This window comes from Comamonas halotolerans (genome assembly GCF_030162935.1).
GTDB lineage: Bacteria > Pseudomonadota > Gammaproteobacteria > Burkholderiales > Burkholderiaceae_C > Comamonas > Comamonas halotolerans.
This window is the reverse complement of sequence record NZ_JASAUZ010000021.1, coordinates 1-8691: the sequence shown is the minus strand read 5'-3', so window position 1 is coordinate 8691 and position 8691 is coordinate 1. Positions and strand designations below refer to the sequence as shown.

Genomic DNA, 8691 nt, shown 5'->3' with positions numbered 1-8691 from the left:
GGTCCTAGGCCCGTTCAACTGGTATCCATTGACCAGCTTGATATAGCGAGGTATGTGTTGTGCCAACTGAGCACGTGCTGTTTTGCTATTGCAGGTGCTGGCGAACATGGGTGGATGATGCCGGAATACGGCGCAAAGAGGATTCCTTGGTGCCTCAATCCATTAGCACTAATTTTTCAATGCATGTTTTGTTGGACTTGGCTTTTAATTTTCAGCCAAGCTTTACGTCACGTGGCAATAGACCGGTTGCTGTTGCTCAAGTCAGCATATCTAGAACTGAATTGCTGCGAATGCGAAAGTTTGTGTTTGCTGCTCGCATTTGCGGTTTTAGCCAGATAGCGGCCAAAGTGGTGTTATCGACCCAAAGCAGACACCTAAATCACTAACACCAGATTTCAGCGGCTGCCGAAGGCAGTCCGCTGGAAATACTTGTTAGCAATTTGCTACTTGTACCAACGGTCACGGAGGAGTCCATTGCAGCGCCACGAGACAGAGCCGAAGAAGCTCACCATAAGCCCTAGCCCCGCCAAGATGACTGTGATAAGCCAACCCTTCAAACCCCACTGACCGAACGGGACCTTGTTCGCGATTTCCATGTACTCAGGCAGTACCTTGCCAAGAACATAGCCGTAGAAACCTGCAACCAAGAAGCCTGCAATTGCGAAAAAAGCCACCAGGGAATCCGGCATTTCTGCGAACGTCGTGTACTTTTTACGATTGGTCCATTTCGTGCAGAGTGCTTTGAACATGTGTTTCTGCCTTGATGGGGCTCACTAGATTTAGACGACAGGAAAAATCGTATCGTTCTTATAAAACTGAATCTATTCGGATTTATGAGATTGAGCTTTCACAAGCAAAATTTTTAAGGCAAGTTAAAAATTTCGAGATTGGGACTTATTGCAGGTAGTCCAAAGACAGATGATGGAATTTCCACTTCTGGCCGGTTGGGGCGGTTACAGTTCGACCCTGTGCGGTCAGTTGATAACGACTGAATTAAGCCACACAGCGAAGCGGCGTCGACTTGAATGAATTGTTAGGCATCATCTGTAGTATTTGCACCAGAAAGCGCCAGAGCTGAGTCCTCTAGCTCTTTGAGTGACTTCCCATTGGCAGCAAACCAGCTTTGCGGTCCGCTGCGCGCTGTTCCCGCGATAAGCGCTGCTGCATAGCTTGACGAGCTCATGAGAACATCCTCGGCCAGCATCAAGTGATTGCCTTTTTCTACAAGTCGACCATCCGATAGAAGTTGCTCCTTCATCTTCACGATCTTTCCGCTTACGCTGTCACTGTTTGTCTTTGACACCATCGAGCCGGCCTTTATTACGAAACCTTCGTTAGTACGTACGCCTCTCGCCGAGATATCGTGAACAGTAAAGGTAAGTTCATCGTCGGTGGGAGTGCTGGATGCGGGTGGTGAAGCGCTCGCAGGAGAAACGATTTTTTGTTGAAGCAGAGGTTCCAGAATCGGATAACCCAGCGTTCCGAGAACTAGCCGAATATCGTCAAGAAGCTCATCCATTGCGTCACGTTCTGCTCGAGGGAGACTCGATTGAGTCGGTGTGTTGCCATTCTCCAGTTCGTAGCGATCTGCGCCCTTCGCCGACGCTTCAAGTCGAGACTCCAAGTACTTAATATGTGACTTGGTCAGGTTGTCGTCCTTGCTGGTGAAGACGACAACGTCGTTCCAAAACTCCTTCTTCCTGTCGTGCGTAAGGAGACGGTCAGCGACATTCTCAGACTCCCCTATATACGCGAGTGGTTTTGAATCGCCTAGGCGAGCCTCGAAGAGGAAATAGATCCCCGGTTTGGCGGTTTCAGGCCAATGTTTCAACTCATCTAGACGAGCCCTAGGACAAGCTACCGTTTGCCCTGTCCGATTAACGATTTCCGCGTGACGGATTCCGGTAACAGTCGCGTCTGGCAGGAATATTCGGACTGACTTTCCATATGGCATAACGATGCTTTCTATAGCGCATAACTTATTTTAGAAGACATGTGATGTACATATCTTGTTCGCCTAATACTGTATGGATACGAAAATTGATTGGCAAATTCGCTGTTGTAGTGTTTAGACAGACCTAAAAATTCTGATTTCAGCCTCAATGTGGATGCTAAAGGTTAAGGTGAGCATGACTGCTTCTGGCTGACCTCCGACTGTTGAAAGCGACCCATAGCAGTCATTCATAGTTCATCAACAACAATTCAATATTTCAACTATGATTGAAGTATGAATGAAGACCAAGTTATAAAAGCATTGGCTGCACTGGCACACTCGGTACGCTTGAGCGTTTTCCGTGCTCTTGTTGTTGCAGGAGCAGAAGGGCGGACTCCTTCGGCACTCTCAGAGCAACTAGGCGTACCTTCCACGGCACTGTCATTCCACCTTAAAGAGCTTGTGAATGCTGGCTTAGTTTGCCAAGAGCGTGTGAGCCGTAATTTGTTTTACCGAGCCGCGTACGACGAGATGAATGCTCTGATTGGCTATCTCACAGAGAACTGCTGCGCAGGTGCTGATTGTGGCCAAACAGGCGCTGTTTGCCACCCCAAAGCAATAAAGTCCACGACTAAAGGAAGCTAAAAATGGGAGTGTTTGAACGCTTTCTCACGCTTTGGGTCGCCCTAGGCATTGTTGCTGGCGTTGCGCTTGGGCTCATCATGCCTACCGCCTTTGAGTGGGTTGCTGTGATGGAGTATGCACAGGTCAACCTGGTTGTGGCTGTCTTCATCTGGGTGATGATTTATCCAATGATGATTCAAATTGACTGGGCTGCAGTCAAGGATGTGCGTAAGAAGCCGCAAGGATTGATGCTGACGCTAGTCGTTAATTGGCTTATCAAGCCATTCACCATGGCGGCGCTTGGCGTACTGTTCTTTGAGTACATCTTTGCACCTTGGGTAGACCCGGCTTCTGCCAGTGAATACATCGCAGGCATGATTTTGCTGGGCGTTGCACCTTGCACAGCAATGGTGTTCGTGTGGAGTCAGTTGGTAAAAGGCGATGCCAACTACACCTTAGTCCAGGTTTCCATCAATGACTTGGTGATGGTGGTCGCTTTCGCTCCAATTGCAGCGTTCCTGCTTGGCGTGACAAATGTCTCTGTGCCTTGGGAAACATTGCTTCTTTCCACTGTTTTGTATGTCGTTCTACCTTTGGCTGCAGGAGTTTTGACTCGTAGTTATCTGCAGCGGCAATCAACGCAAGCCGTCAGCAACTTTGTATCTGCACTCAAGCCGTGGTCGATTGTTGGTTTGATTGCTACGGTTGTTTTGCTGTTTGGATTTCAGGCACAGACCATCATCGACAAACCAATGGTCATTGGCTTGATTGCGATTCCCCTGGTTCTTCAAACCTACGGCATCTTCTTCCTGAGCTGGTGGGGAGCAAAGCTTATGAAGCTCCCGCACAACATCGCTGGCCCAGCTTGCCTTATTGGAACCTCCAACTTCTTTGAACTGGCTGTGGCAGTAGCCATTTCTTTGTTCGGCCTGCACTCTGGAGCTGCATTGGCGACTGTTGTAGGTGTGTTGGTAGAAGTGCCCGTCATGCTCTCTCTTGTAGCCATGGTGAATGCCTGGCGTCCTGCACAAAAGTAATTTATGTCCTCCGTAACCATTTATCACAACCCAAACTGTGGAACATCCCGCAATACCTTGGCCATGATTCGCCAAAGCGGGGTAGAGCCAAACATCATTGAATACCTGCAAACACCTCCAAGCCGCGCTGAGTTGAGGGCGCTGCTGCAAGGTATGAGGCTGAATGTGCGCGACGTACTGCGCCAAAAAGGTACTCCCTACGAAGAGCTTGACTTGGGCAACGCTAAGTGGACAGATGAGCAGTTGCTCGACTTTGTAGAGGAGCACCCCATATTGTTGAATCGCCCGATAGTTGTGACTCCATTGGGCGTACGCTTATGCCGTCCTTCAGAGACAGTATTGGAGATTCTGCCAAATGCTCAGATTGGCCAGTTCACCAAAGAAGACGGCGAAGTGGTCGAGGCACCAAAATGCGCAAACGCAATGCAACTTGCAGCTGAGTTCCCTGCTCTGGCAAGTGAGTCGTTTCAGTCTATTGACTGGAACCTACTCAAGGCTCCTCTGCGCAGCAGCCATGCGCCGCGCATTCTCTTGCTCTATGGATCTTTGCGCGAGCGCTCATTTAGCCGTTTAGTGGTGGAAGAGTCGGCTCGCTTGCTCAAAGCTTTTGGGGCTGAGGTTAAGGTTTTCAATCCCAGTGGTCTCCCATTGGTTGATGATGCCTCAGCGAACCACCCCAAGGTTAAAGAACTCCGTGAGTTGACACTCTGGAGTGAAGGAATGGTGTGGTGCTCACCTGAGCGCCATGGCGCCATGACAGGGGTGATGAAAACGCAGATCGACTGGCTTCCGTTGTCTGAGGGGGCAATTCGTCCCACGCAGGGCAAGACGTTGGCAGTCATGCAAGTCTGCGGTGGGTCACAGTCCTTCAATGCAGTGAACCAAATGCGTATCTTGGGCCGCTGGATGCGGATGCTGACCATTCCTAATCAATCTTCGGTTGCGAAAGCGTTCACGGAGTTTGGAGATGACGATCGCATGAAACCTTCAAGCTTCTATGACCGTATAGTGGATGTGCTGGAGGAGTTGATGAAATTCACCTTGCTTACGCGAGACATCGCTCCTTATTTGGTTGACCGTTACAGTGAGCGCAAAGAGGATCTGGCAAAAAAGCATGCACAAACGCTGATGCGTCTTTAATTGATTACTCTGCTTCAAGCCTCGCAATAGAACATGCACCCATCTGCAACGCCTCAGAACGGAAAATTCAAAGTAGTTTCAATAATTGGCATTGCGCAGACCATTGCGTGGGCCTCTACCTACTATTTGCCAGCAGTGCTTGCTGAGCCCATAGCGCGGGACTTTGGATTGAGAAGTTCTGACCTCTTTGGCCTGTTCTCTCTTGCTCTCATAGTCGCCGCACTTGCCGGGCCGCTTGCCGGACGGCTTATAGACAGGTTTGGCGGCAAACCTGTGCTGGCAGGCACGAGCATCCTTTTCGCCCTGTGCCTGGTTCTCATGTCCAATGCAACCGTTGTCTGGCACCTAGTGCTGGCCTGGCTGGGAATTGGCGTGGGCATTGCAAGTGGCCTTTATGAAGCCGCCTTCGCCACCGTGGTCAGGCTCTACGGTCAGCAAGCGAGGAGTTCCATCACTGGCATAACTTTGATTGCAGGCTTCGCAAGCACGATTGGATGGCCGCTGACTTCTTACATGGAAGCGACGTACGACTGGCGTGTTGCTTGCCTCATCTGGGCAGCGATGAACGCGGTGGTCTGTCTTCCGTTGTATGGGTGCCTGCCGAAAGAGCCTCGCGTAGAAGCACCTCTAAAGACCAAGAAGCCCACAGAGCACAAAGCGAGAAGCCGCGACGCTCGCGTATGGCTGCTGTCTTTCATGTTCGCTGCCACCGGATTTAGCAGTGTGGCCATGGCAGCACACCTTCCAGGCTTGCTACAAGCTGCGGGTATCTCCGCCGCAAGTGCCATTTTTGTGGGCATGCTTATCGGGCCGTCTCAGGTAGGAGCAAGACTATTGGAATTCACGCTCCTCAAAAAGCTAAAACCACTGTTCTCCGCCAAGCTGGCTGTATCCATGCATCCCATTGGCGCCTTGTTGCTTCTCCTCTTTGGTGCCCCCCTTGCGGTGATTTTTGGCGTGCTGCATGGAGCTGGTAATGGCATGCTGACCATTGTTAAAGGGGCGCTTCCCTTAGATATTTTTGGCTCACACGGATATGGGCAGCGTCAAGGTATCTTGATGGCTCCTGCACGCATATCTCAAGCCCTTGCACCATGGCTCTTCGGTCTTGTCGTGACCAACTGGGGAGCATCGGCACTCTTTTTAACAGCTATCTTAGGTGTGCTGTCACTTCTTTCATTACAACTTCTGGGTCGTCATCACGCAGGCTAAGAGCTCAATGTAATTTTTGGTGTTGGCCGAAAGCAGAGTCTGCAAACGACCCTGAGCCGCCATCCAGCTAGAAGCTCGAAATCCGTCACTCATTGGTCAGTACGGTCAGAAAAATTTCTATTTCCCGCAGCCCCCTGTCTCGCAGATGCTGCAAACCGTGCCATTTCACAAACAAGCGCACCCATTGCACTTAGGCCTGTTCGGTGCGCAGGCTATAGTGTTGGTAGCGAATTTGCTCACGGACCAGTTCAGCAACCGTGTGGCGCGCAACACAGGAGGGACAGCGTATTTCATGGCTGAATTTAGTACAGTATTTTCATGCAGCACACCCACCTTCAAACTAGGCTACAAACCCCTTTCCGCGTTTTTTTGTGCCAATTTAGACCGCAAGCGCCAGATATGGCCTGCGGCTTGATGCGGTTTACATTACGTTAGACCATCAACGCAGGTAGTAGGCATGCTCACACTTCAGGAAGTACTCGACGATTTCGCGCTTTACGCAAAACTGGGACCTGGCAAAATCTCACTGAATACGCAGAGTTTTTCTGGTGAATATCCGATCCATTGGATGGCAGCGCTTGGAGATGTTCCAGCCATTCAGTTGCTAGCCAACGCAGGTGCCGATCTTTCTGTCCCAGATCAAGCGGAAAATACCACTCTGCACGTTGCCGTCTCTGGCGGGTAAGATCCGGTTGCACAGGCACTCATCGCCGCAGGAGCTCGAGTAACGTTGACGAACGATCTTGGCCAAACGCCAGAGGACATCGCTCGTTCATTCCTAACGCGTTTGGTGCCGCTGTTTGTAAAAAACTAGCATGCAGCAGTGGTCTAACCCGTCAATCAAGCGGACTTGCCTACGGCAATCCGGTTATTTAGTTCATTAAGCGCTCAAGAGCAATGGTGAAAGTCTCCCTGCATACAAGAAACTGCGACGCCGCTAACTACTACAAAATTGAAGAGTTGGCGGATGCCGAGCTTGAGTTAAGACTTGAGTTCGATCGTATTGTAAGCATTCAGTCGCAAAAAGCAGCACGCGACGAGCTTTGCTCCACCATTCAAGAGCAGTTGCGACCCTTTGAATGGATATGTGCAGGTCCAGTCAATCTCGAGTTACTCTGGTATTTGCATGGCACGCAAAGACAAGAGACCGACAAGGTCGGAGACATCGACAACATTACAAAGCCGATCATCGACTCTCTGACTGGAGAAAGGGGCTTTTGATCGATGATTCGCAAATCAGCTCCCTACATACTTTCTGGAACTCTAGGAACCACCTGACTCAGAAAGATGCGCTTTACATCAGACTTCAGTTCAACAACGACGAGTGCATGCTTAAAGATAACTTAGTATTCGTTCAATATGCGGGCGCCGTATGCCTTCCTTTGAATGTTGACTTCAACAACGTCAAGGACATGCTTGCAGCGCTGTTTCTGATCCGTGTCAGGCTTAAGAGTCGGAGAACAGCAGAGAGAATAAAAAGTCTAGGGCAGAATTTTGATCGAGCGCTTGTTGTGTCGTCGTGGGACGTGCATCGCACTAGGTTAGGAGGATTTAATAATGCAAATATTTATAGCCTTTCAAAATTTTGCGCCAAGTGCCGCGAGAATGGTCTTTCATGGCGCCGCCTTCTTGAGTTCATGCGACAGACAAAGAAAAAAAGCGCCTAACAATTAATTCAAGCCGACGCCGCTTAGCGGCGCGGCATAACTCAGGCGTTAGTGCGTGCAGAGGAGCTATCAATGAAATCAAAAGCGGTCTGGGTTGTTGTGAGTCTGATTCTTGGCGCACTAGGCTCCGGGCTGTGGGAGCTAGCGATTCGACCGATCTTTGCGTTTCTCGGAACTGCCGCTCTAGACGTGGTGACTCTTGGGCTGGAGTCGGCGCGAAATAGTTTGTATGAGGAAGTTGCGCACGGTCAGTACGAGCGTGCAACTCTGAGTTTGATTTCTGCCGGCGTCGGGCTGATGGCCGGCGCCACCACGACGGTACTGTTCAGGCGCAACCTCTTGCATGTTGTCCGCGGGCCCGCTGGAGAGCAAAGAAGGCAGAGGCCGTTCGTCGTGACGCTGCTGCTGGTGTTTACGACGACCATGATGCTGCTTCTGGTTTACCGAGTAGCCTATGTCAACCGCGCAGCGAACTATTTCGAGCGACTTTCGCACATCGTTGCGCCCTTACAGACTGACTTGCAACGTGTGCAAGTTCGCTCACAGTTCGCCCAGGTGACCACTCGAGAGGAGTTCGTGAAGGTGATCGACGGCATGCGGTCCTTGGCTCGGGCTAACAATCTGAAGGTCCCTGACTTCACGATTTACTGACCGCGTGCATGCCCGCGCTAACTGGTCGTTCTACGCGGACGCAAATACGTCCGCGCCTCCGGTGCCCCTACTTTTGCGCCGGTCAACTCCAACGTTGAATGTCTGCTTTTTGATTCCACCAGCGACGGCTCATGGCCGACTTCCGACTGTCGGAAAACGACCCTGAGTTCAGCCCATGCAGGCATGGTCGTTATGTCGGCCTTGAGCGATGCAGGAACCTTGGGAATGCTCGCAAATGGGTGCCACAAAGTGCCTGTCTATTACCTGTGAGGTAATAGATTTGGCGGCTACGTAGCTGGAACATAGCGGAACTCAACAACTCAAAGGAGTACCGCCGTGGATCAAGTACAGCGCATCTTAGATCTCTACATCCAAAGCTGGAACGCGAGCGACGCGCTGCAGCGGAGTTCATTGATTGAACAGCTCT

Annotated in this window: 9 protein-coding genes and 1 pseudogene; 8 read left to right on the top strand and 2 right to left on the bottom strand. The window is 50.8% G+C overall.

The annotated features are described in order from the left end of the window. Window positions 1-443 precede the first annotated feature (443 nt). Entirely contained in the window at window positions 444-749 is a 306-nt protein-coding gene (locus QEP11_RS10445) for a hypothetical protein (RefSeq protein WP_284336591.1), read from the bottom strand. Window positions 750-1033: 284 nt separating this feature from the next. Next, window positions 1034-1831 carry a GIY-YIG nuclease family protein gene (locus QEP11_RS10440; protein ID WP_284336590.1) on the bottom strand — a complete coding sequence of 266 codons (798 nt, stop codon included), beginning with the start codon at window positions 1829-1831 and terminating at the stop codon, window positions 1034-1036. A gap of 396 nt (window positions 1832-2227) precedes the next feature. On the opposite strand from QEP11_RS10440, the gene QEP11_RS10435 reads away from it, so the two are divergent. The 8 genes and pseudogenes from QEP11_RS10435 (at window position 2228) to QEP11_RS10400 (ending at window position 8264) form a co-directional block, all read left to right on the top strand. After that, entirely contained in the window at window positions 2228-2578 is a 351-nt protein-coding gene (locus QEP11_RS10435; RefSeq protein WP_284336589.1) for an ArsR/SmtB family transcription factor, read from the top strand. A gap of 2 nt (window positions 2579-2580) precedes the next feature. Continuing rightward, complete coding sequence (gene arsB, locus QEP11_RS10430; protein ID WP_284336588.1) at window positions 2581-3594, top strand: ACR3 family arsenite efflux transporter; 1014 nt, start codon at window positions 2581-2583, stop codon at window positions 3592-3594. A 3-nt stretch (window positions 3595-3597) separates the two neighbouring features. Continuing rightward, window positions 3598-3933, top strand: a pseudogene (gene arsC / locus QEP11_RS10425) (arsenate reductase (glutaredoxin)); the annotation flags it as partial. An 84-nt stretch (window positions 3934-4017) separates the two neighbouring features. Then, complete coding sequence (arsH, locus tag QEP11_RS10420; protein WP_284336592.1) at window positions 4018-4734, top strand: arsenical resistance protein ArsH; 717 nt, start codon at window positions 4018-4020, stop codon at window positions 4732-4734. Between the two features lie 33 nt (window positions 4735-4767). Continuing rightward, window positions 4768-5946, top strand: a complete 1179-nt coding sequence (locus QEP11_RS10415; RefSeq protein ID WP_284336587.1) for an MFS transporter — start codon at window positions 4768-4770, stop codon at window positions 5944-5946. A 457-nt stretch (window positions 5947-6403) separates the two neighbouring features. Continuing rightward, window positions 6404-6631, top strand: coding sequence for an ankyrin repeat domain-containing protein (locus QEP11_RS10410; protein WP_284336586.1), 228 nt, complete (start codon window positions 6404-6406; stop codon window positions 6629-6631). Window positions 6632-6843: 212 nt separating this feature from the next. Beyond that, window positions 6844-7167 carry a RusA family crossover junction endodeoxyribonuclease gene (locus QEP11_RS10405; RefSeq protein WP_284336585.1) on the top strand — a complete coding sequence of 108 codons (324 nt, stop codon included), beginning with the start codon at window positions 6844-6846 and terminating at the stop codon, window positions 7165-7167. Between the two features lie 518 nt (window positions 7168-7685). Then, window positions 7686-8264: a hypothetical protein gene (locus tag QEP11_RS10400; RefSeq protein ID WP_284336584.1), complete on the top strand. Its 579-nt coding sequence runs from the start codon at window positions 7686-7688 to the stop codon at window positions 8262-8264. Window positions 8265-8691 lie beyond the last annotated feature (427 nt).